The sequence below is a fragment of the uncultured Tyzzerella sp. genome (assembly GCF_963558545.1).
Taxonomy (GTDB): domain Bacteria; phylum Bacillota; class Clostridia; order Lachnospirales; family CAG-274; genus Tyzzerella.
The window spans coordinates 26,083-50,637 of the sequence record NZ_CAUWHO010000012.1 but is presented as its reverse complement, the minus strand read 5'-3'; the positions used below and the strand labels follow the sequence as shown (position 1 = coordinate 50,637).

General features: G+C 25.7%; 26 protein-coding genes. 17 read left to right on the top strand and 9 right to left on the bottom strand.

The genetic code is table 11. The features are described from left to right. Positions 1–215 precede the first annotated feature (215 nt). The 8 genes from R5Z65_RS03160 to R5Z65_RS03125 all read left to right on the top strand — a co-directional run bounded on the left by R5Z65_RS03160 (position 216) and on the right by R5Z65_RS03125 (position 9,016). Positions 216–1,547: an APC family permease gene (locus R5Z65_RS03160; protein ID WP_317367018.1), complete on the top strand. Its 1,332-nt coding sequence runs from the start codon at positions 216–218 to the stop codon at positions 1,545–1,547. Positions 1,548–1,691: 144 nt separating this feature from the next. Next, positions 1,692–1,898: an alpha/beta-type small acid-soluble spore protein gene (locus tag R5Z65_RS03155; RefSeq protein ID WP_317367017.1), complete on the top strand. Its 207-nt coding sequence runs from the start codon at positions 1,692–1,694 to the stop codon at positions 1,896–1,898. Between the two features lie 283 nt (positions 1,899–2,181). After that, positions 2,182–4,101, top strand: a complete 1,920-nt coding sequence (locus R5Z65_RS03150) for a DUF4838 domain-containing protein (RefSeq protein ID WP_317367016.1) — start codon at positions 2,182–2,184, stop codon at positions 4,099–4,101. 203 nt (positions 4,102–4,304) lie between these two features. Continuing rightward, positions 4,305–5,861 carry a ribosomal protection-like ABC-F family protein gene (gene abc-f / locus R5Z65_RS03145; protein ID WP_317367015.1) on the top strand — a complete coding sequence of 519 codons (1,557 nt, stop codon included), beginning with the start codon at positions 4,305–4,307 and terminating at the stop codon, positions 5,859–5,861. 10 nt (positions 5,862–5,871) lie between these two features. After that, positions 5,872–6,435 (top strand): class I SAM-dependent methyltransferase, encoded by a 564-nt coding sequence (locus tag R5Z65_RS03140; protein WP_317367014.1) that lies wholly within the window; start codon positions 5,872–5,874, stop codon positions 6,433–6,435. 14 nt (positions 6,436–6,449) lie between these two features. Further along, the gene (locus R5Z65_RS03135; protein WP_317367013.1) at positions 6,450–7,280 is read left to right on the top strand and encodes a Cof-type HAD-IIB family hydrolase; all 831 of its coding nucleotides are present in this window, start codon (positions 6,450–6,452) and stop codon (positions 7,278–7,280) included. Next, positions 7,273–8,046 carry an alpha/beta fold hydrolase gene (locus R5Z65_RS03130; protein ID WP_317367012.1) on the top strand — a complete coding sequence of 258 codons (774 nt, stop codon included), beginning with the start codon at positions 7,273–7,275 and terminating at the stop codon, positions 8,044–8,046. Before R5Z65_RS03135 ends, R5Z65_RS03130 begins: the two co-directional genes overlap by 8 nt. A 10-nt stretch (positions 8,047–8,056) precedes the next feature. Beyond that, a complete protein-coding gene (locus R5Z65_RS03125; RefSeq protein WP_317367011.1) occupies positions 8,057–9,016 on the top strand; it encodes a bifunctional 4-hydroxy-2-oxoglutarate aldolase/2-dehydro-3-deoxy-phosphogluconate aldolase in 960 nt (319 codons plus the stop codon). 221 nt (positions 9,017–9,237) lie between these two features. Here the strand turns inward: R5Z65_RS03125 and R5Z65_RS03120 are convergent, their stop codons facing one another. The 4 genes from R5Z65_RS03120 to R5Z65_RS03105 form a co-directional block, all read right to left on the bottom strand. Beyond that, positions 9,238–9,774: a PTS glucose/sucrose transporter subunit IIB gene (locus R5Z65_RS03120; RefSeq protein ID WP_317367009.1), complete on the bottom strand. Its 537-nt coding sequence runs from the start codon at positions 9,772–9,774 to the stop codon at positions 9,238–9,240. Positions 9,775–9,924: 150 nt separating this feature from the next. Further along, a complete protein-coding gene (gatB, locus tag R5Z65_RS03115) occupies positions 9,925–11,322 on the bottom strand; it encodes an Asp-tRNA(Asn)/Glu-tRNA(Gln) amidotransferase subunit GatB (RefSeq protein ID WP_317367007.1) in 1,398 nt (465 codons plus the stop codon). 11 nt (positions 11,323–11,333) lie between these two features. Further along, positions 11,334–12,755, bottom strand: coding sequence for an Asp-tRNA(Asn)/Glu-tRNA(Gln) amidotransferase subunit GatA (gatA, locus tag R5Z65_RS03110; RefSeq protein WP_317367006.1), 1,422 nt, complete (start codon positions 12,753–12,755; stop codon positions 11,334–11,336). Positions 12,756–12,775: 20 nt separating this feature from the next. Beyond that, the gene (locus R5Z65_RS03105; RefSeq protein ID WP_317367005.1) at positions 12,776–12,955 is read right to left on the bottom strand and encodes a hypothetical protein; all 180 of its coding nucleotides are present in this window, start codon (positions 12,953–12,955) and stop codon (positions 12,776–12,778) included. A 233-nt stretch (positions 12,956–13,188) separates the two neighbouring features. Between R5Z65_RS03105 and cdaA the strand changes: the two genes are divergently transcribed. Both cdaA and R5Z65_RS03095 read left to right on the top strand, forming a co-directional pair. After that, positions 13,189–14,055 carry a diadenylate cyclase CdaA gene (gene cdaA, locus R5Z65_RS03100; protein WP_317367004.1) on the top strand — a complete coding sequence of 289 codons (867 nt, stop codon included), beginning with the start codon at positions 13,189–13,191 and terminating at the stop codon, positions 14,053–14,055. Beyond that, positions 14,056–15,468, top strand: a complete 1,413-nt coding sequence (locus R5Z65_RS03095; RefSeq protein ID WP_317367003.1) for a CdaR family protein — start codon at positions 14,056–14,058, stop codon at positions 15,466–15,468. A 108-nt stretch (positions 15,469–15,576) separates the two neighbouring features. On the opposite strand, the gene R5Z65_RS03090 is transcribed toward R5Z65_RS03095, so the two are convergent. Further along, positions 15,577–16,722 (bottom strand): chloride channel protein, encoded by a 1,146-nt coding sequence (locus R5Z65_RS03090; RefSeq protein ID WP_317367002.1) that lies wholly within the window; start codon positions 16,720–16,722, stop codon positions 15,577–15,579. Between the two features lie 11 nt (positions 16,723–16,733). Then, positions 16,734–17,459, bottom strand: a complete 726-nt coding sequence (locus R5Z65_RS03085; RefSeq protein WP_317367001.1) for a lysophospholipid acyltransferase family protein — start codon at positions 17,457–17,459, stop codon at positions 16,734–16,736. A 253-nt stretch (positions 17,460–17,712) separates the two neighbouring features. On the opposite strand from R5Z65_RS03085, the gene R5Z65_RS03080 reads away from it, so the two are divergent. Then, positions 17,713–18,324: a M15 family metallopeptidase gene (locus R5Z65_RS03080; RefSeq protein WP_317367000.1), complete on the top strand. Its 612-nt coding sequence runs from the start codon at positions 17,713–17,715 to the stop codon at positions 18,322–18,324. Positions 18,325–18,376: 52 nt separating this feature from the next. Here the strand turns inward: R5Z65_RS03080 and R5Z65_RS03075 are convergent, their stop codons facing one another. The 3 genes from R5Z65_RS03075 to R5Z65_RS03065 all read right to left on the bottom strand — a co-directional run bounded on the left by R5Z65_RS03075 (position 18,377) and on the right by R5Z65_RS03065 (position 21,133). Next, positions 18,377–19,579, bottom strand: coding sequence for an aspartate kinase (locus tag R5Z65_RS03075; protein ID WP_317366999.1), 1,203 nt, complete (start codon positions 19,577–19,579; stop codon positions 18,377–18,379). Positions 19,580–19,778: 199 nt separating this feature from the next. Then, positions 19,779–20,450 (bottom strand): SprT family zinc-dependent metalloprotease, encoded by a 672-nt coding sequence (locus R5Z65_RS03070; protein WP_317366998.1) that lies wholly within the window; start codon positions 20,448–20,450, stop codon positions 19,779–19,781. 2 nt (positions 20,451–20,452) lie between these two features. Beyond that, positions 20,453–21,133, bottom strand: coding sequence for a hypothetical protein (locus tag R5Z65_RS03065; RefSeq protein ID WP_317366997.1), 681 nt, complete (start codon positions 21,131–21,133; stop codon positions 20,453–20,455). A 159-nt stretch (positions 21,134–21,292) separates the two neighbouring features. Between R5Z65_RS03065 and yaaA the strand changes: the two genes are divergently transcribed. The 6 genes from yaaA (at position 21,293) to rplT (ending at position 24,516) form a co-directional block, all read left to right on the top strand. Further along, entirely contained in the window at positions 21,293–22,033 is a 741-nt protein-coding gene (yaaA, locus tag R5Z65_RS03060) for a peroxide stress protein YaaA (protein ID WP_317366996.1), read from the top strand. A 70-nt stretch (positions 22,034–22,103) separates the two neighbouring features. Beyond that, positions 22,104–22,562: a thioredoxin-dependent thiol peroxidase gene (gene bcp / locus R5Z65_RS03055; RefSeq protein ID WP_317366995.1), complete on the top strand. Its 459-nt coding sequence runs from the start codon at positions 22,104–22,106 to the stop codon at positions 22,560–22,562. A gap of 3 nt (positions 22,563–22,565) precedes the next feature. Beyond that, on the top strand, positions 22,566–23,204 hold the full coding sequence (locus tag R5Z65_RS03050) for a GNAT family N-acetyltransferase (RefSeq protein ID WP_317366993.1): 639 nt from the start codon (positions 22,566–22,568) through the stop codon (positions 23,202–23,204). Between the two features lie 209 nt (positions 23,205–23,413). Further along, the gene (infC, locus tag R5Z65_RS03045; protein WP_317366992.1) at positions 23,414–23,908 is read left to right on the top strand and encodes a translation initiation factor IF-3; all 495 of its coding nucleotides are present in this window, start codon (positions 23,414–23,416) and stop codon (positions 23,906–23,908) included. Positions 23,909–23,932: 24 nt separating this feature from the next. Further along, a complete protein-coding gene (gene rpmI / locus R5Z65_RS03040) occupies positions 23,933–24,130 on the top strand; it encodes a 50S ribosomal protein L35 (protein ID WP_317359955.1) in 198 nt (65 codons plus the stop codon). Positions 24,131–24,159: 29 nt separating this feature from the next. Then, the gene (gene rplT, locus R5Z65_RS03035; RefSeq protein WP_317366991.1) at positions 24,160–24,516 is read left to right on the top strand and encodes a 50S ribosomal protein L20; all 357 of its coding nucleotides are present in this window, start codon (positions 24,160–24,162) and stop codon (positions 24,514–24,516) included. The last annotated feature ends 39 nt before the right edge of the window (positions 24,517–24,555 follow it).

Here is a 24,555-nt window from a genome sequence, read left to right as displayed (position 1 = left end):
ATATTGTTAGATATGGTAAAATTGTAAAAATAGGAGATATATTTTATATAAATGGTAACAAGGAAGTAGTAATAAAAATATTAGATGACAGTTCATATATAACAAAAATAATAAAATAGATAAATATTAAAAAATAAAAAATACCTTGACTTAAGTATATATACAATGTATAATTATGAATTATTAAATTTTTTCTATAGAAGGGAGATTAAAATATGGAGCATAACAAAAAATATGGTTTATTTACTGCTATAACAATGATTATAGGTATAGTTATAGGTTCTGGTATATTTTTTAAAGCAGATGATGTTTTAAAATATACTAATGGAAATGTTCTTGTAGGAATACTTATATTTCTTATAGCAGCAATAGCCATAATATTTGGAAGTCTTTCTATATCTCAATTGGCAACAAGAACAGATAACCCTGGTGGAATTATATCCTATGCAGAAGAGTTTGTAAACAAAGAAACGGCAGCGTCATTTGGTTGGTTTTCAATATTTTTATATTTACCAGCTATAATAGCAGTTGTATCTTGGGTGGCTGGTACTTTTATATGTCAATTATTTAATATACAAGAAGGAGTATTAAATCCATATACTATTGGAGTTATAGTTATAGTTATATGTTATTTAATAAATACATTGTCTGCTAAGTTTGGTGGTTATTTTCAAAATGCAGCTATGATTATAAAATTAATCCCATTAGTTTTATTTGCAGTATTTGGCTTATTAAAAGGTAATCCTCAAGGAGTATTAACGGCAGATATGGAAAGTATAAAAACAACAGGTGTAAGCTTAGGGATATTATCAGCTTTTGGGCCTATAGCCTTTTCATTTGATGGTTGGATTGTATCTACATCTATATGCCACGAAATAAAAAACAGTAAAAGAAATTTACCAATAGCTCTTGTTATATCACCAATAGTTATATTATTAGCTTATGTATTTTACTTTTTTGGGCTTAGTATATTTGTAGGACCAGAAAAGGTTTTAGAGCTTGGTAATAATAGTGTTAATGAAATGGCAAATATATTATTTGGGCCAACTGGTGCAAAAGTAATGTTAGTATTTGTTATAATATCAGTTTTGGGTACAGTAAATGGTGTTATACTTGGAATGATAAGAATGCCTTATTCATTAGCAATTAGAAACAGTATACCTTTTAGTAAACAACTATCTAAACAAAGTGATAAGCTTAATGGAATGCCTTTAAATTCTGCTATATTTTCTTTAATTATTACCTTTGTAATGTATTTTATACATTATGTAACACAACAAAAAGGAATGCCAGGAGATGTTTCTGAAATATCAATTTGCATTAGCTATCTAAATTATTGTATATTATATGCAGTTATTATAAAATTAGCTATAAAAGGTGAAATAAAAAGCAAGTTTATGGGATATTTTGTACCTATAATGGCTACAATAGGTTCTTTAATAATATTATCTGGTGGTTTTAGCAATCCATTATTTCCAATTTATTTTGCTATTTGTTTAATTACTATGTTGGCTGGGTATTTTTATTACAAATTAAATAATAAATAAAAATTTACATTTATTACCTAGAATTAATTTTTTCATACTGAACATAATAATATTACAAGGCTAATAATTAATATAGCAAAAGTTATATATATTAATAGCTTTGTTGACAATAGAGTATAATGACAAAATATGAGGTGATTTATTATGGCAAGTAATAAAAAAGCAGTTCCCGAAGCAAGAGCAGCCCTTGATGCGTTTAAATACGAGGTTGCAAATGAAATAGGAGTGCCTTTAAAAAAAGGCTATAATGGAGATTTAACTTCATACCAAAATGGTTCAGTTGGTGGCTATATGGTAAAAAAAATGATTGAAGCTCAAGAAAGACATATGGCAGGACAACAAAATAGTTAATAACTAATAAAAAGAGTATTACTTATTTTATAAGTGGTACTCTTTTTGCTTATTAAAAGAATTGGTTTATTAAAATTAAGATATGGATTATATTTTTTAAAATAAATTATATATTTTGTAAATAAAATGTACATAAATATATAGTTATAGATATAAATTATACAAAAAATAATTATAAGTATATTATAATATATATTTTTATTTGAAAAATTTTATTGATATTATATTAAAATTTGGTAAAATATTATTAGAATATAATAAATTTAAAATAGGAGAGATAAAAATGTATAATATTTTTATAACAACTGAAGAAGATACTATTAAATATGCTTCACGAGAAATTGCTAAGTATTTAACATTAGTAACAAAAGATGATAGGTGGCAAATAATAAAAAAGAAAAAATATTCAAAAGATTTACAAGGTATATGGTTGTGCAATTATAAAGAAGTAGGTGTTAAATTTGATGTTCTAGACTTTAAACAAGATGATGCCATAGAAATTAATATAGAAAAAGGAAATGGATATATAACAGGTAGTAATAATAGAAGTATTTTAATAGGTGTGTATAAATTTTTGGAAAAACTTGGTTGTAAATTTTTAAGACCAGGAAAAGATGGAGAAAAAATTATACATAAATCTTTTGAGGAGTTAAGTGTTTTTACAAAGGAAAAAGCAAGCCTTAGACATAGAGGTGTTGTTATTGAAGGTGCTAATACATATGAAAATGTGTTAGATTTAATTAATTGGTTTCCAAAAGTTGGGTACAATAGTTATTTTATGCAGTTTAAATATGGTTATACATTTTTTAAACAATGGTATGCACACATAAATAACCCATATAAAGATAAAGAATTTTTTGATAATGAAATGGCTATTGAATTTACAGAAAATTTGGCAAAAGAAATTAAAAAAAGAGATTTATTGTATCACGTTGTAGGGCACGGTTGGACTTGTGAAACAGTTGGGATTGTTGGCAAAGGTTGGGACAGCGAAACATCTGATTTAAAAGAAGATAAAAAAGACTTTTTAGCACTTATAAATGGAGAAAGAAAGTTTTTTGGAGATGTACCTTTAAACACAAATCTATGTAATTCATATAAAGATGTTCAACAGGCTTTTGCAAACACTATTGTAGAATATATAAAAGAAAATAAATATGGAGATGTTATACATATTTGGCTTGCAGATGCTTTTAACAACCATTGTGAATGTGAAAAATGTAAAGAACTTACACCATCAGATTGGTATGTAGAATGTTTAAACGTAATAGATGAAAAGCTAACAGAAATGGGATTTACAAATAAAATTGCATTTTTATTATATTTTGAACTTTTATGGCCACCTATAAAAGCAAGGTTTAAAAATCCAGATAGATTTTTATTAATGTTTGCACCTATAACTAGAACTTTTACAAAGGCTTATGACGAATGTAAAAAAATAAAAGGAAGTGTTAACGAGTTTAAATTAAACAAAATTAAGTTGCCAACAAAAGTTGAAGATTATATAGAGTATTTAAAAGAATGGCAAAAAATATTTAAGGGTGATAGTTTTGATTTTGATTATCATTTAGGAAAAGCTCATTATGGAGATGCAGGATATTATGAAATATCTGAAATAATAAGTAAAGATATTAAAAATTTAAAAGATTTAGGGTTAAATGGACTATTAAGCTGTCAAGAGCAAAGGGCATTTTTTCCAACAGCACTTCCAAACTATGTTATGGCAAAAACACTTTGGGATACAAGCTTAGAATTTGAGAATTTAGCTAAAGAATATTTTGAAAATGCTTTTGGAGAAGACTATGAAAAATGTCAAAGCTATTTGAAAGAAATATCCGATATTTTTGATACAGATTATTGGCATTTAAGAGCAGGTCAGTTAGATGAAAAAGTAGCAAAAGACTTGCAGAATGTACATACCATTGTAGAAAACTTTAGAAAAATTTGTGAAAAAAATCAAAACCATATAGATAAAACAGAAAATCTTTCTTGGAAATATATAAATTATCATTTAGATTATGTTATATATTTTGCAGATGCTTTAAGACTTAAAGCAGGTGGTAATGATGAAGAAGCTAATAAACATTGGGAAAAATTTAGAGATTTTATATGTAAAAACGAAGATGATTTACAAAGAGCTTTAGATGTATTTAGGGTTTTGATGATAGGTAAAAATAATATGGGATTTAAATTAAACAATTAAAAATTAAATTATATAATAAAGTGTTTTACATTTATATTAATTATATAACAAAGTAAAAATCTGTTAATATAAAAATTAATTTATTATTATTTTTATATTAACAGATTTTAAAAAATATGTTAAACTATATTAGAAAAATAAACAGTTTAAAATTAAAATTTATAATATAACTATATAAATAATGAAAAGGAGCTTTATTATATATGAGTATTCTAACAGTAAAAAATGTAAGTCATATTTTTGGTGGCAGAACAATTTTTGAAGATGTATCTTTTAGGTTGTTAAAAGGAGAACACGTTGGGCTTATTGGAGCTAATGGTGAGGGTAAATCTACATTTATGAAGATAATAACAAATAAGCTTATGCCAGATGAAGGTACTATAGAATGGTCTAATCGTGTGAGGGTAGCTTATATGGACCAGCACGCAGAACTTAAAAAGGGGGATAGTATAAGAGATAGCTTAAAAGTTGCTTTTGAATATTTATTTGATATAGAAAAAGAGCTAAACGATACTTATATGAAAATGGGAGATGCAGATGAAAAGCAAATGGATAAGCTTATGGAAAATGCTGCTAATCTTCAAGATATACTAGATATGAGTGATTTTTATAATATAGATATAAAAGTAGATGAAATAGCCCGTGGACTTGGACTATACGATTTAGGACTTGATAGAAACGTAGATGATTTATCCGGAGGACAAAGAACAAAAATATTATTAGGTAGGTTGCTTTTACAAAATCCTGATATATTACTTTTAGATGAGCCTACTAACTATTTAGATGAAGAACATATAGCTTGGCTTAAAGATTATCTTTTAAAATATGAAAATGCTTTTATACTAATATCTCACGATTTAGAATTTTTAAATAGTGTTATAAACATTATATATCACGTTGAAAATGCTAAGCTTACAAGATATGTAGGTAACTATGATGAATTTTTAAGATTATATGAACAAAATAAAAGACAACTAGAGGCAGCTTATGAAAGGCAACAACAAGAAATAAATGATTTACAAGATTTTATATCTAGAAATAAAGCAAGGGTAGCAACAGCTGGTATGGCTAGAGCAAGGCAGAAAAAGCTTGACAAAATGGATATAATAGAACTTTCTAAAGAAAAGCCAAAGCCAGAATTTAGATTTAAGCAAGCTAGAACTTCTGACAGGCTTATATTTGAAACAAAAGACCTTGTAATAGGGTATGAGGAGGCATTATGCAAGCCTTTAAATCTTCTTTTAGAGCGTGGACAAAAAGTAGCAATAGTAGGCTCTAATGGACTTGGAAAAACTACACTTTTAAAAAGTTTATTGGGAGAGATTGATGCTATTAGTGGAGAAGTGATAAAAGGTGCTAATCAGTTTATTGGATATTTTCAACAAGAAGTTAAAGAAGATAACAATAAAACTTGTATAGAAGAAATTTGGGACGAATTTCCATCTTTTACTCAATATGAAGTTAGACAAGCATTAGCTAAATGCTCTTTAACAACGGACCATATAGAAAGTAAGGTATATGTTTTAAGTGGTGGGGAGCAAGCTAAAGTAAGGCTTTGTAAAATAATGAATAAAGAAACTAACATTCTTGTTTTAGATGAGCCTACCAACCATTTAGATAAAGATGCTAAAGATGAGCTTAAAAGAGTTTTAAAAGAATATAAAGGGACTATACTTATGGTTTGCCACGAGCCAGAATTTTATAAAGATATAGTTACAGATATATGGGATTTTAAAGACTTAACATTAAAAATAGTTTAATAGGTGTTGTATGAAAATAAATACTACTAATCTTGCTAAAAATTTTATAAAAGAAAACATATCAAATGGTGATATAGTAATAGATGCCACAATGGGACAAGGTAACGATACATTGTTTCTTAGACAGTTGGTAGGAGAAAATGGTTTTGTTTACGCTTTTGACATACAAAAAGAGGCAATAGAGGCTACAAAATATAGACTTATAGAAAATAATGTTTATAATAGCGTTTCACTTATTTTAGATGGACATCAAAATATAGATAAATATATAGGTAATGATGTTATATCTTGTGTTGTGTTTAATTTTGGGTATTTACCAAAAGGAAATCATAATATAGCTACTAAGCCAGATACAAGTATAATAGCTATAAAAAAATGTTTACAACTTTTAAAAATAAAAGGTGTTATAAGCCTTTGTGTTTATCAGGGGGGAGATACAGGATTTGAAGAAAAAGATGCTATTTTAGATTTTGTAAAAAATTTAGACTACAATAAATATACTGTTATAGTTTCTGATTTTTTTAACCGTCCTAATTATCCACCTATACACATAAAAATTATAAAAGAAATGTAGAGAGGATTAATATTATGAGTTACAAACTTTTTGCAATAGATTGTGACAATACGCTTATAAAGCATAATGGAGAAATACACCAAGACAATATTAAAGCTATAAATATGCTTTTAGAAAAGGGGATAAAAGTAGTTATAGCTACTGGTAGAAATGATATTCTTGTAAAAGATTATATGGACGAGGCAGGGTTTAAAGAAGAAATAGTAATAGGCTGTAATGGAGCATCTATAAGAGATTTAAAAGATAATAGTATTATACAACTAAATTATATACCAAAAGATACTATGAAAAATGTTATAGACATATGTTTACAAAATGATATAAAAGCTAAAATGTATACATTAACAGAAAGCTATTCTACATCTAAAGAAAATTCTGGAGATGAGCTTAAAGAAGTTTTAACACATTATACTAAAGAGCTTAGTATGTCCTTAGAATATAAATTTGAAGAAGATTTATATAGTCTTATAGATAAAAAAGAATTTTTAAAAATAGTAATATTAGATAATGACAGAGAAAAACTTTTATATATGCAAAGCAAGTTTAGACAGTTAGAAGATATAAATGTTGTTATATCGTCAAAAACTTGTTTAGATATAATTAAAAAAAATGTATCTAAAGGAGATGCACTAAAATATTATGCAGATATGCTTGGTATAAAAAAAGAAGAAATAGTAGCTATAGGAGATAGTGAAAACGATTTGGAAATGTTAAATTTTGCTGGATTTTCTGTTGCTATGGGAAATGCAGACGATTTTGTAAAAAGTGTATGTAATATGGTTACTTTAACTAATGATGAGGGTGGCGTTGGATACGCTATAAATAAAATAATAGGTAATGAATAATTTACATAAACAAACATATAAACATATAGATACCTCTGATACAGTTATTATTTTTATACACGGATTTACAGAATCTCCTAGCCAGTTTTTAAATTTAATTAATATAGCTTTAAATAATGGATTTTCTTATTTAAACTTACTTTTGCCAGGACACGGAACAACATCTAAAGAATTTTCTAAAAATGGATATAAAAAATGGACTAGATATGTAGATAAGCATATAGAAGAAATGCAAAAAATATATAAAAATATTATATTAGTAGGTCATTCTATGGGGTGTTTATTAGCCATTAATGCTCATTTAAAAAATAGATATAATATAAAGGGTATTTTTTGTATTAATATACCATTTAATATTAGGGTAGATTTTAAAACATTTATATCTGGTGTAAAAATAGCTTTAATTCCAAATTATATAAAAGATGATTTTACAAAGGAAATGAAAGATAGAACAAGCATATCTAACAAAAAGATACTATTATATCCTTTTTGGATACCAAGGTATATAGACTTATTTTATTTGAGTTACAAAATATATTTTAATATAAAAAATATAAAAGTGCCAACTATTTATTTACAGTCTTATTATGATGGGCTTGTTTCTATAAAATCTGCCATAAGTATAAAGAAGAAATTAAAAAAATATAATATAAAAAAATCTACAATTATTATTTTAAAAAATTCTGGACATTTTGGTTATGATAAAGAAGATAAAAAAATTGTAGAAAAGAGTTTTTTATGTTTTATAAAAAAATATAATGTTTAGGAGGTGTTTAATGGAAAAAATATTAAAAAAACTTAGTGCCATTGGTATAATACCTGTTGTTACTATTAATGATATAGAAAAAGCTATCCCTTTGGCCAAAACTTTGGTTGATAGTGGTATACATTGTGTTGAAATTACTTTTAGGACAGAGCAAGCAGAGGATGCTATAAAGAGAATAACTTCACAAGTACCTAAAATGCTTGTTGGGGCGGGCACTGTATTAAATACAGAGCAAGCAGACAAAGCAATTAATGCAGGGGCTAAATTTTTAATAAGCCCAGGGTTAAACCCTACTGTTGTTAAACATTGTATAGAAAAAAACTATTTTATGATACCAGGTATAGCTACACCTAGCGATATAGAAAGTGCAATAAACCTTGGTGTTAATGTAGTTAAGTTTTTTCCAGCAGAGGCAGCAGGTGGTATTAATATGATAAAGTCTATGTCTTTGCCTTATTATGAAATGAGATTTATACCAACAGGTGGTATTAATAATAAAAATTTAAATGATTATTTATCTTTTGATAAGGTTATATGCTGTGGAGGTAGCTTTATAATAAATGATGAATATATAAAAGAAAATAAATTTGATAAAATAAGAAAGCTTTGTAAATATGCTATTTTTAATATGCTTGGATTTGAGATAGACCACGTTGGAATAAATACAAAAGATAATATACAGGCAGATAAAATTGCAAAAGAATTTAGCAAGCTATTTAATTTTTCTATTTATGAAAATGATTTTTCTATATTTTTAGATAATAGTATAGAGGTTATGAAAAGTGTACATTTAGGTAGATATGGACATATTGCTATAAAAACTAACTATATAGAAAGAGCCATTAATTATATAGAGGCTATGGGTGGAAAATTTGATATATCTACTATAAAAGAAGAAAACGGAAAAATTAAATCCATATTTTTAAAAGAGGATATAGGGGAATATGCTATACAAATAGTACAAAAATAACAAATATAGTATTATATATTTTCCCAATATAATTATATTTAGTTACAACAGCATTTTTTATTTATTAATAATTGGTTATTGTTAAAATTATGTAATCAATTTTTTTGGCATAAAAAAGAAAACTTGAACCTTGTTTATCTTTTTATTTAAAAAATAAGCCATACCTTAATTGATATAAAAAATACCTCTACATTAAGTAAAATGTAGGGGTATAAATTTTATTATTTATTTAGTTCTTCTTCAATAGCTTTTCTAACATCTTCTATTTTTAAGCCATAAATAATGTGAGCATTATGCTCATCAAGTACAATGACTTTACTAGCTTTAGTTTCGTTTACTAGTAGTTCTTCATTTAATTTAGATGTATCTTTTAAAACAAGTCTTAACCTAGTCATACAGTTAGTAAGGCTTTCTATATTGTCTTTACCACCAATACCTTCTATTATTTTTTTTACATTAATATTATTAATATAGCCTTCATCATTTTTTTCGTTATTTATTTCTTTGTCTATAGCTTCTTTTATTAGGTTAATATGTAAACCATAAACAATTTGAACATCGTTACCATCTATAATAACTTTGCTAGCACCAGTTTCGTTTGTTAACAAATCTTCATTTACTTTAGATACATCATTTAAAACAAGTCTTAACCTAGTCATACAGTTAGTTATAAATTTGATATTCTCTTTTTCTCCTAGGCCTTTTAAAATTTTTTTAGCGTATTCTTGAGTAGGTTTATTTAAATCGATATTAATCATATTATTTCCTCCTTAACAATTTATTTTATCTATCTAAATTATATCAAATAATAAAAAAATTTCAACTATTTTTATTTAAAATATAAAAAAAAATACAGATATATAAAAAAATATATACATAGCATACTAAAATATAAACATTAATAATGGTTAATTTATATATTTTAATAGTATCTCATTTATAATGTTATTGTTACATTTTCCTTTAAAGGCTTTCATACATTGTCCTACTAAATATTTAAAGGCTTTTTCTTTTCCATTTTTGTAGTCATTAACAGAATTTGGATTTTTATTAATAATATCTATTATAATATTTTCTATAAAATTTGTATCTGTTATCAAATATAAATTATTTTTTTCTATAAAAAATATAGGATTTGTATTATTTATAATTATTTCAAAAAATACAGATTTATATGTATCTCTTGATATTTTATTATTTAAAAATATATTTATAAGGGTTGATATATATTTTATATTAAAATTAATATTTGAAATATCTAAGCTATGTTCATTTATTATTTTAAATAGCTCTCCACATATAAGATTAGATACTTCTTTAGGTGGATTATTTTGATTAATTAAATCTTCAAAAAGATTATTTATTTTTATTGAAGATAATATAATATCTATATTATTTTGGCTTAAATTATATTGTTGTTTGTATATTTCTCTTTTTTCTTTAGGTAGCATAGGCATAGTATTTAATATACTATTTATAAATTTTTCAGATAAATTTATAGGTGGTATATCTGGGTCTTTAAGATAGCAATAATCTTCTATTGTTTCTTTATTTCTCATAAAAACTGTAATATTATTATTTTCATCAAATTTACGAGTTTCTATATTTATACTATTTCCTTTTTCTAATAAATTTATATGTCTTTTTATTTCATAATTTATAGCCTTTTTAATAGATTTAAAAGAGCCTACGTTTTTTATTTCCACTCTATTACCTAAAGGCATATTTTCTTTCCTTACAGATAAATTTATATCTACACGCATAGAGCCTTCTTGTATTTTACAATCTGATATATTACAAAATACTAAAATTTCTCTTAAGAGCTTTAAAAATTCTATAACTTCGTCAGCATTTTCAAAGTCTGGCATAGTAACTAGCTCTAAAAGAGGAACACCTGCTCTATTATAGTCAATGGTATTATTTTTACCTATTTTACCAGCATCTTCTTCCATATGAATTTCTTTTATAGTTATTTTTTTATTTTCTAAATTAATGTAGCCATTTGTACAAATAGGTTTATAAAACTGGGTTATTTGATAACCTTTAGGTAAATCTTTATAGAAATAATTTTTTCTATCAAACAATACTTTATTATCTATTTTACAATTTGTAGCTATACCTGTTTTTATAGCAAGAGAAATAGCATCTTTATTAGGTGTAGGTAAAGCTCCAGGTAAAGCTAAACAAATAGGGCATACATTTTTATTTTCTTCATCTCCAAATCTAGATTTACACATACAAAACATTTTATTTTTAGTAAGTAGTTCTATATGTACTTCTAAGCCTATATTAACTTTATAATCCATACTATCCTCCGTTAAATTATATTATGGGTTTTTAAGTGGAAATTTGTACATTTTTGAAACTGTATAGCAGTGTTTAATATAACATCGTCCTTAAGGTAGTTTCCTATTAGTTGCATTCCCACAGGCATATTATTTTTAGTAAATCCACAGGGGATAGATATAGCTGGTATACCACATATATTGCTACTTACTAAAAATATATCTGAATCGTTATCACCATTAAAAGATATAGCTGTTGTAGGTGTTGTAGGTGTTAGTAAAATATCGTGTTTATTAAAAGCATCTTTAAATTGTTTTGTTATGTAATTTTTTGCATTAATTGCATTATTATAGTGGGTATTTTTATTTTTTAATATAAAATTTCCAAACATTATACGGGTTTTTACCTCTACACCAAAGGCATCTGTTCTAGACTGTATACATAATTTTTCTAGGTTACCCACATCTTTAGGCGAATAGCCATATTTTATACCATCATATCTAGCCATATTAGATGTACATTGTACGTTAGATAGTATTTTGTATGTTGGTATAGAATAGTCTAAAATATCTAAATTTATTTCTTCTATTATTGCACCCATATTTTTGAAGATATTTATAGCATTTATTATTTCTTTTTGAACATCTTTATTGCTATACTCTATAAAATTTTTACATACACCAATTTTTAATCCTTTTACATTAAAATTTTTATTTATAAAAGTAAAATTAGATTTTTTTATTGTAGTATTATCATATTTGTCATATCCACTAATTATTTCTAAAGTTTTTGCACAATCTAGAGCATCTTTAGTCATAGGCCCTATTTGGTCAAATTTTGGTGCAAAAGAAACAAGGCCATATCTAGATATAAGACCATATGTTGGTTTAATACCTGTAATAGAACAAAAAGAAGACGGTTGTCTTATAGAGCCACCAGTATCAGAGCCTAAAGTTAGTATAGCTTCTTTACAAGACAATGTACTAGCACAGCCACTGCTAGAGCCACCAGTAGATTTTGTATTATCCCAAGGGTTTTTACAACTACCATAAAAAGAGGTTTTGCCAGTATCTCCCATAGCAAATTCGTCCATATTATTTTTGCCAACTAGTATAGCACCTGCATTTTCTAATCTTTTAAAAACAGTTGAGCTATAAGATGGTATAAAATCTTTAAGCATTTTAGATGCACAAGTTGTCTTTATATTTTTTGTACAAATATTATCTTTTATAGATATAGGAACACCAGCTAAAATAGATAGATTTTCACTTTTATCTATTTTTGATTGTATGTATTTAGCTCTATTAATAGCATAATCTTGTGTTAAAGTGATATATCCATTGCTTTTATTTGTTACATTAGTAAAAAAATAATTTATAACTTCTATACAGCTTATTTCTTTATTTTTAATTTTTTCTCCAAGTTGTAACGCAGTCATATTGAAAATATTCATATAAATATCCCCATTCTAAATTATATTATTTCTTCTTCTATATTATTAAAGCTTGTTGTTTCTATTTTTGGTAATAATGCCAATTTATCACAACTTTTTAGTATATAATTAAATTTATCTAGTATGTAATTTTTTTCTTCTATGGTAATATTAAATTTCGAACAATCTTCTAAAGTTTTAATATATTCTTCATTAAGCATAATTTTAACCTCCTTAAAAAATTAATAAGTAAATTTTAACATATAAATTTTCATATTTAAAGATTTTTTATATAAAAAATAAAAAGTTTTAGTTAAATGTAATTAATATATGATTTAATATTTTATACTATTTATACTATAAAATATTAAAATTTGCATAAAAATATTGGTTGTTTATAAAATTTGTGATATAATATAAAATAGTTAAATTATTTGGTGGGGTAGGTGTAAAAATGAGTGCTCAAGTAAATAGTAATATATCTGGCGTAAGTATGTTTTTTGAAGGTTTAAATTTATCTAAGCTTAGCATACCAAGTATACGAATATCAGATGTTGTAGATATATTAATAGTAGCAATTTTTATATATATAATAATGAACTGGATTAGAGAAACAAGGGCTTGGTCTTTGTTTAAAGGTATGCTTGTTATATTAATATTAAGTATATTATCATTTAGACTTAATTTATATACTACATATTGGATTATACAAGAAACATTTTCTGTTGGTGTAATGGCAATATTAATTTTATTTCAACCAGAATTTAGAAAAGGACTTGAGCAAATAGGTAAAGGTAGCCTTACTAAAAATATATTTAACAATAATTCTCAAGAGCATATTATACCTAAAAATATTTTAGATGAAATATTAACAGCGTGTTTTGTTATGGGTAAATCTAAAACAGGTGCAATTATTGTAGTAGAGCAAAATGTAGCTTTAGGTGATTTTGAAGAAAGTGGTATACCAATAGATGCAATAGTTACAAACCAGCTACTTATAAACATATTTGAAAATAAAACCCCACTTCACGATGGTGCAGTTTTAATAAGAAATAACCGTATAAAAAGGGCAACTTGTATACTTCCCTTAACACAGTCTGAGATAGGGCTAGACTTAGGCACAAGGCATAGAGCAAGTGTAGGCGCTAGTGAGGTTAGCGATGCTTACATATTTGTTGTATCAGAGGAAACAGGTTCTGTTTCTATTGCACATAATGGAAAATTATATAGAAATCTTACAAGACAACAAATAGAAGATATGTTTAAACAGCATCAAAAACAAAATGCTAAAAAAATAAATATATGGAAAGGGAGAGGTTAAATGTATAAAAGAATAAAATATTTTTTTACAAATAATCTTTATTGGAAAGCCTTATCCGTTTTAATGGCAGTTGCTTTATGGTTTGTTGTTATGAATATTAATAATCCAACAGAGATAAAAACATTTACACTAAATATAGATATTTTAAATGAAGATAAATTAGAGAAAAATAATTTAGCTATACTAAATATAGATGATTTAAAAAATCAGAGAGCAGATATAAAAATAAAAGGTACTAGAACTACATTAGACGAGATTAGCAAAAGATATAACAAAGAAAACATAAAATTACAGCTAGACTTAGAGCAAGTTACATCTTATAAAATAGGAGATGAACCTTTAGAGGTTATAGCTAATTTAAGACCTAGCATAACAAATATTCCATACCCTAATAATAGCTTTGAAATAGTTAGTTTTTACCCTATAACATCTACCTTATATGTAGATAAAGTTATAACTATACCTAAAAAAATACATCCTAAAACTATTGGAGAAACAAAGCAAGGCTATACAGCATCAGACCCAAATTTATCATCAGAATATATACAAGTTACAGGAGCTAAATCTATTGTAGATAAAATACAGGTAATATATGCAGAAGTAGATATAACAGACCAAACATCTACTATAAAAAGAAATGTAGTACCTGTTGCATATGATGAAAATGGCAATAAAATTACAGATATAAAATTTAATATACAAAATGTAGATGTTAAAGTACCTATAAGTATAGAAGGTGTTGTAAATATTGTAGAGCCAGCACTAATTGGAAATTTACTAGAAGGATACATTGTAGATAGTGTTTCATATAGTCCTAAAAGTGTAGAAGTTATAGGAGATAAAGCTAATTTAAGAAAGCTAACAAAAATAATTTTGCCAGAGATAAATATAACTGGACTTACTAATGATACGCAATATACATATGATATATCCCAAATATTAAAACAGCATAACTTAAAACTAAAAAACAGTAAAGATAGTGAAGTTGAGATAGATATTAATATAAAACAGGCAACTACAAAATTTATAACTGTTCCTACAAGTAATATAAGTATACTGGGATATAATGATAAATTGTTTATAGATATACCAGAAGAATTTACAATAAATATTACAGGAGAAGATAATTTGATAAATAATATAAATACGGACTTAATACACTATAACATAGATGTAACGGGTCTTGATGTAGGAGAACATAGTGTTAAAGTAAATGTAGATTTACCAAATGATATAAGATTGGCATCTGATACTTATATAGACGTAAAAATATCTGAAAAAGAAGAAAATATATCTACACAGCAAGAAACAACACAAAGTTCAGAAACAAAAATTGAAGAACAAAAAATAATACAGGAAACTGTACAAATAGAAAATACATCTCAAACAGAAGATACAACAAATAAAAAATAATCCAATTTATATATAAATTGGATTATTTTTTATTTGACTTATTTATTATAATTTTTATCATATATCATTATAGTGTTGAGGGTACATAGATTTGTTAAAGTGAGAAATCTATGATATAGCTATAAAGAAATAAGGTATATAGTTATACCCAAAAACTTCCCCACCTATAAATATAGGTGCAAAAAATGTATTAGTAGCACTACAAAAAACACTTATATACCCAATGCTTGCTACAAATTCTATGGGCAAATTAAATAAACTAGCTAGTACAACACCTAAGCTAGCACCTATAGAAAACAATGGTGTTACCTCTCCACCTTGAAATCCAATAGACAAAGTAATAATAGTAAGTATAAATTTTAGTATCCAATCATAAGTATATATTTGCTCGTTATTAAAACTTGAATTTATAAGGTTTGTACCTAAGCCAGAATATCTACCTTTATGTAAAATTAAAAATATAATGCTTAATAGAATGCCTATAACAAAAATTCTTGTTATAGGATTTTTAATTTTATCCTTAAAAAATTTTTTGGTATATTTTAAACATATGGAAAAACCACAACCAACTAATCCAAAAATAAAGCCTAAAACAATTAATTTTAAAATAGTTGAAAAGTTTATGTTTATATTTGAGGTTAAGTTAAATGTAAACTTTTCAAGCCCTAATAAATGAGATGTATAGCTAGACATAAAAGATGCTGTAATAGCAGGTATTAGAGCTTTATAATGTATACTGCCTGCTATCAATACTTCCACAGCAAAAAATATAGCAGCAATAGGTGTTTGAAATAGCCCCGAAAAACCAGCGGAAATACCTATTATTAAAAATATCTTTTTACTATCTTTTATGTTTAGTTTTTCTCCAAAGAAACTTGAAAATGTAGCACCTATTTGTACGGCAACACCTTCTCTACCAGCACTTCCACCAAATAAATGTGTTGCCCAAGTGCTTAAAATAATAAAAGGGATAAGCCTTAAAGGAATTTTTTCTTCTTTGTTTTGAGCCACTTCAAATATAAGGCTCATACCTTTTATACTTTTTCCACCAAATTTATTATAGCAGTATACAATTATAACACCACATAATGATAAAAAAGGAATTAACAATAGGGGGAATGTTTCTCTTACATCTGTTATTTTTAATAATATTTTACCAAATATAGTATCTAATATACCAACAATAGTACCTATAGGTATGCCTATAAGTGCTAAAATAAATAAATTTTTATAATGTTTAATATCTATTTTCATATCTTTATCCTTTAAGCATTTTTTGGTAAATTTTCTTGTATAATATTTTTTATTGTAATTGGTAAATGTTCCTTTTCCTCATTAGTCATATTTTCTGTATATACAGGTTTATGTATATACACATTTACAGTATCAGGCTTTATACGTCCTTTATTTTTTTCTTTTAGCTTGTAAGAGCCATCTATTGTAACAGGAACAATAGGTGTATTTGTTTTTGTTGCAAGCTTAAAGCTACCAGCTTTAAAATCTCCCATAGTATCACATTTGCTCCTTGTTCCTTCTGGGAATATAACCATACTATGTCCTTTTTTTATAAAATTTATTGCTTCATTTATTGTTTTTAAAGATTGTTTTAAGTCTTTTCTATCCATAAAAACACACCCTATATATTTCATCCAAGTTCTTAATATAGGAATTTTATTAAGTTCTATTTTTGCAACAAACCCTTTTTCTTTAGGTATCAATGCCATAAAGATTGCTATATCAAAATCTCCTTGATGGTTGCTTATAAATACTACATTTTTATCTTTTGGTATATTATCTTTACCGTATACATTTATAGTAGCACCACTGTCTTTTATTCTGTTCATTGCCCATTTTGATGTTTGATAAAAGCTGTATTCATAAAATTTATCTAGTTCATCATTTTTTAAGAAATTTTCAGCTTTTTTTAATCTAGGGTATGTTATATAGAGCATAAACATAAATTTAAAATACCATTTTATAGTTCTAAACATAGATTTATTTTCCTCCTTAGTACTAACCTTAATATTAAATTTTATTATACCATAAATAAAATATTTATGTCTACTAGTTATAATTAAAATACATAATGATATTTTAAATAAAAAATTATACACAAATATATATTAAAAACATATATTATTATATAACAAAAGATATAAATATATAAATGGACAAGTATAAAATATTTAATTATATACTATTAAATACTACAACAATAGGAATAGATAGTTATGAGGTGATTTTATGTCTAGTAATGTAAAGTTATTACATCCACACCTACAAAAGATTATACCAAAATTTTTAGAAGAATGTAAAAAACAAGGACTAATAGTAAAAGTAACAGATACATTAAGAACAAAAAAAGAACAAAATATATTATATGAAAAGGGAAGAACATTACCAGGAAAGATAGTTACTTGGGTAAAATATCCACATAGTAATCATAACTGGGGTATTGCTTTTGATATATGCAGAAATGATGGGAAAGGTGCATATAACGACAGCGATAATTGGTTTTTTAAAGTTGGACAAATAGGTAAAAAATTTGGTTTATCTTGGGGAGGAGATTGGAACCCTAAAGATAAGCCTCATTTTGAGCTTATAGAATATGGGACAACCAATAATCTAATTGAAAAGTATGGTTCGTTTGAAAATTTTAAAAAAACTTGGGGATATGGAGGTGAAGAATATATGTTTGTAGAAAGAAAATATAAATACAATAATAAAACGAAAACATATAATGTTATAAATGAAAAAGGGCAAAATTATATAAAAATTATAGATGTTGCAGATTTATTAAATAAAGATATATGCTATGATGAAAATACAAAAACAACATTTTTAAAGGATAGATAAAATAAAGCCAATTTTTTAGATACGTTGTATCTAAAAAATTGGCTTTATTTTATTATTTTACAAATTTATCGTGTATAGCATTAGCAGCACGTTGAGCGTCCTTTTCATCTACTAAAACAGAAATTTTTATTTCTGATGTAGAAATCATATTTACATTAATAGCAGATGAGAACAGTGCTTCAAATAAATCTGATGCAACACCAGAGTTTGTGTCCATACCAGCACCAACAATGGATACTTTTGCAATAGTTTCATCGTGGCTAACACTATCAAAAGGTATTTTACCTTTTAAGTCTTCTAAGGCTAAAAGAGCAGGCTCTAGCTCATCTCTTGACACAGTAAAAGATATATCTTTTGTGCTATCTCTACCAATAGATTGAAGTATAATATCTACACTAACTTTAAATTTTGATAAATTGGCAAATATTTTAAATGCCATACCAGGAACATCAGGTACACCTATAACAGATATTCTAGCAACATTTTTATCAACAGCTACACCAGTAACAATCATCTTTTCCACAAAAGCTTCCTCCTTTACCTCAGTTCCTTCCGCATCTGTTAAGCTAGAGCGGACAACTAAGTTTACGTTATATTTTTTAGCTAGCTCTACTGAACGGTTGTGAAGAACTTTAGCACCTAAAGATGCAAGCTCTAGCATTTCGTCATAGCTAATAGCTTCAAGTTTTTTAGCATTTTTTATAATTCTTGGGTCTCCTGTATAAACACCATCTACATCTGTAAATATTTCGCATAAGTCTGCTTTTAGTGTAGCAGCAAGGGCAACAGCAGAAGTGTCTGAACCACCTCTACCAAGAGTTGTTATATCGCCATATTTGTTTATACCTTGAAAGCCTGTAACAATAACAATGTTTTTTTTATCAAGCTCAGCTTGTATTCTATTAACATCTATACTTTTTATCCTAGAATTACCATAGGTAGATGTAGCACTAATATTGCATTGGTTAGCATTTAGCGATATAGCTGGGTAATCCATAGCGTGTATAGCCATAGCCATCAAGGCAACGGACTGTTGTTCACCAGTAGCAAGAAGCATATCCATTTCACGTTTAGAATATTTAGGATTTATTTCTTTAGCTTTTTCTATAAGCTTATCTGTGGTATCTCCTTGAGCAGAAAGTACAACAACAACTTTATTACCTTTGTCGTATTCATCTACTATTTTTTTTGCTGCATTTCTAATTCTTTCTGCATTGGCAACAGAAGTTCCGCCAAATTTTTTAACAATTAACAATTATTTAACCCCCTTCATACTTGGATATTTTTAATAATATTAAATATGTTTATAAAAACATAGTTTTTTATAGTATAAATTATTTTATAGAATTTAGCAATAATTAATAATAATTTTATTAAAAATATCATAAAATGTTAATTTGTAATTATGCTTATATTTATTTTTATGAATAATGTACATAAAGTGTACCTTTAAATTAATAGTTGTTTAATATTTTTTTTATTTCTTTATAGTTTGGCATATATTTTTCTACTAAATGCCAAAATGAATAGGAATGGTTCATCTCTTTTAAATGACAAAGCTCGTGTAATATAACATAATCTATAACAGATTTATCATATTTGGCCAATAATATATTGATTGATATATTTTTTTTAGATGAACAACTACCCCATCTAGTTTTCATTTTTTTAAAATATATTTTGTTAGGATAAAGAGATGTTTTATTTTTAAAATTTTCAAATGATTGCATAGCATAAGGTTTAAGTATATATAAGTAATATTTGTCTAATATTTCTTCTATTTTTTCGTTTATGTTGGTGTCTTTTTTATCCAAATATATATTAAAAGTATTGCCAGATGTATAAGGAAAGTCTATTTCATTATCTAGTATATTTAGTGTAAAGTCTTTACCAAAAATTTTTATTATGGAGCCATTTTTGTACATATTATTTTTTTGATTTTCTAAAATAGTTAATACTTTATTTATATTTTTTAGCAAGAATTCTTCTATAATTTTTTTTGGAGTATAGTTATTAGTTTTTATAATAATAGAGCCTTTTTTTACTTGAATACAGCTAGTTTTTCTTTTAGATATAATAAGTGTATATTCTATTTTATTGTTGTTATATGTTATATAATTTACCATATTTACATACTATATAAATATCTCAAAAATAATATAGAAGTATCTATATTTTTACTATTTGCAAGTATTGAAAAATAAACAGGCCCTGCTACATAAACACTATCTTTTATAATAGGTGCATTTGATACATCTAGTGCATAGGCTCTTTCTATACCATCTATACCTACCTTGTATACTAAACTATCTTTAACTTTTTCTAATAAATCTTTTGGTAAAAATTTCTCCAAATCTGTTAATATATCTTGTCTACAAAAATGGTCTATAAAGTATTCTTCTGTAACTAGAGTATCTAAAGTTTGAGTTGCTATCATAGCATTAATTTTTGCTAAATATTCTAGTCCATTTACTATTTCATTATCTTTTAAAATTACACTAACAGTAGGTTTTAATTCCCAATAATCATTTGTTGCATCAAAATTAGCATAATTGTGAAATTCGCTAGATATTTTTTCATAAGATTCGTTGTTAATAGGTTTATTTAAAAATACAACATTAAAAACAGGGTCTTTTTTAAAAAACATATTAAATATTAAAGAAATACTAAATGCTAAAATAAGTATTGTAAGGACTATTTGTATTCCATAATATTCTTTTATATACCACACTTTATCTTTGGAAGACATTTTTTTTAATTTTTCTATTTCTGTTTTAACATTTTCTTTAAAAGATTTTTTTTCTAACACATTATTTCCTCCTTAAATGAAATTAACTTTTAATATTATAGCACAAATTTTATTTATAAAAAATAATTAATTTATAAAAAGTTTTTTAACTTGACAAACAATTGCAAAATAATTATTATTAAATAATAGTTATTTAGTTAAAATAGAAAAGGTGATGTTATGGTTATTATTTTATCTCCAGCAAAAAATATGAACATTAAAAATTTTGAAGGATTTAGTTTTGAAAAGCCTACTTTTTATGAGGAAACTAAACAAATAAATAGATGTTTAAATAAACTTGAACCACAAGATATAGAAACTATAATGAAAGTTAATAAAGATATAGCTTTAAAAACTTTTTTTAATATTAAAGATTTTCAAATAGATAAAATGCAAGGGCATTCTTTAAAATGTTATGATGGATTAGTCTTTAAAAATATAAACGTAGAAGATTTTGATAATGATGATATAACATTTGCAAACAACCATTTAAGAATACTAAGTGGGCTTTACGGTGTTTTAAAACCTCTTACATATATACAACCTTATAGGTTAGAAATGGGTTGTAAAATAGAAATTGATAATATTAAAAACTTATATAAATTTTGGGGAGATAAAATATATAATGAAATAATAGGTCTAAACAAGCCTGTTATAAACTTAGCATCTAAAGAATATAGTAAAACTATAACACCGTATTTAAAAAGTAATGATAAATTTATAAATATAGATTTTTTGGTGTTAAAAAATGGAAAATACAAATCAGTTGCAACCTCTTCAAAAATGGCCAGGGGGCAAATGGCAAGGTATATTATAAAAAATAAAATAACAAATATAGAAGCATTAAAAGATTTTTATTACGACATTTATCAGTATAATAATAATTTATCTAATGAAAATAATTTAGTGTTTACCAATTAGATAAAATAATAAAAAATAATAAGATGTATAATATTATTATATATTTATTTAAGAAAGGAAGAAGATACAAATGTTAAATATAGGTGATAAAGCTCCTAATTTTACTTTACCAGATAAAGATGGGAATAATGTTAGTTTAAGTGATTTTTTAGGTAAAAAAGTTATAGTATATTTTTACCCTAAAGATAATACTCCAGGGTGTACAAAACAAGCTTGTGGATTTTCTGAAAGTATACAAGAGTTTGAAAATAATAATACAGTAGTTATAGGGATTAGTAAAGATAGCCAAAAATCTCATCAAAATTTTACACAAAAACACGATTTAAAAATAATCCTTTTATCAGATATAGACAGGCAAGCTATAGAAGCTTATGGTGTTTGGCAAGAAAAGAAACTTTATGGTAAAGTTAGTATGGGTATCGTAAGAACAACTTTTGTTGTAGACGAGAATGGTAATATTGAAAAAATATTTGATAAAGTAAAAGCTGCTCAAAATCCAGAAGAAACTTTAGATTATATAAAAGGATAGGGTATGAGTGATATAACGTATAGAAGGATAAATAAAAAAGATTATGGTTATATAAAACATATGATGAACAAAAATTTTTGTTTATATGAATATATAGAAGATGAAAGAATTTTACAAGATTTTTTGAATTCTTATTTGTATAGCTGTTTGGCAGAAAAAACTTTTAGTATGATTGCAGAAAAAGATGGAAAGGTAGTTGGTGTAATACTAGGTAATTCCAAAAAGCATTATAAGGTGTATAAAGCATTATTAAATAATATAAAATCTTTTTATTATACTTCTCTAACAGCTATAAAATCAAAAATTTTTAAAACAAATATAAAACAGTATAGAGGTATAATTCAAATATACAATGAACTTATGAAAAAGGCAAATAGAGATTTTGATGGAGTATTAACATTGTTTGTTGTCTCTGAAGAATACCAAGGATGTGGAATTGGTAAAAAATTATTATCTTATTTTTTTGAATATGGGAAACAAAATAAGATTAAAAAATTATATGTTTATACAGATTCTAAGTGTAATTATAAATTTTATGATAGCCAAGGATTTATAAAATTAAATGAAGATACTTTTAAGGTAAAAACTCTTACAAATCAGTTTGACTTAAATATATTTTTATATGAATATAATTTTATTTAAAAAAGGTATTGACATAGGTATTAAAATATGGTAATATACACAAGAATAAAGAAGAAGCTCTACTTCTCACCTTACGGTATATAGCTTTAAGGTTATCAAAATTTCATATTTTAATGCCTGTGTGCATTTTATGATTTTTAAGTAGGAGCATTTTTATTGCTCTTTTTTTATTTTTGAAATTTTAGGAGGTGCTCGCAATTAACGAGTTAATGATTAACGAACAAATTAAAGACAAGGAAGTTAGAGTTATAGGTGATGACGGAGAACAACTTGGTATTATGTCATCTAAAGAGGCACAAGCCTTAGCAGATAATAGAAGCTTAGACTTAGTTAAAATTTCACCTACAGCTAAACCACCTGTTTGTAGAATAATGGACTATAGTAAATTTAAGTTCGACAAAGCTAAAAAAGAAAAGGAAGCTCGTAAAAAACAAAAAGTTGTTTCTATTAAAGAGTTACGTTTATCCCCTAATATAGATAAGCACGATGTGCAAGTTAAAGTAAAAAAAGCAATAGAGTTCCTTAAAAGTGGTGACAAAGTTAAAATTAGTATAAAATTTAGAGGTAGAGAACTAGGCCATACGGATATTGCCAATGATATTATGACTAACTTTGCAGAGCAAGTTAGTGAATATGGAGTAATAGAAAAAGCTCCTAAAATGGAAGCTAAATCTATGGCGATGTTTTTAGCGCCTAAAGCATAAATCTTACAAGGGAGGACATTTAAAATGCCTAAATTAAAAACAAAAAAAGCAGTTTCTAAACGTGTTTCTGTTACTGGTACTGGTAAATTAAAGAAAACAAAAGCTAATAAACAACATATTCTTACTAAAAAATCTACAAAAAGAAAAAGAGGCTTAAGAAAAGCTAACTTAGTAGACAAATCTAATATGAAACAAATGAAAAAAGTATTACCTTACATTTAATTGACAACTCATAAGGGAGGAAATTTATAATGGCTAGAATTAAAGGTGCTATGAATGCACGTAAAAAACATAAAAAAGTTTTAAAAATGGCTAAAGGTTTTGTTGGTGCTAGAAGCAAACAATATAGAATAGCTAAACAATCTGTTATGCGTGCTATGGCTCACGCTTTTGCAGGTAGAAAACAAACTAAAAGAGAATATAGAAGACTTTGGATTACTAGAATAAATGCTGCTGCTAGAATAAACGGTTTATCTTATAGCAAATTTATGAACGGTATTAAAAATGCAGGTATTAATATTAACAGAAAAATGCTTGCAGAAATGGCTGTAAACGATGCAAATGCTTTTGCTAAACTTGTAGAAACAGCTAAAGCTAATCTTAAGTAATTTTTTAGGTTATAGACTTTGTCTATAACCTTTTGTTGT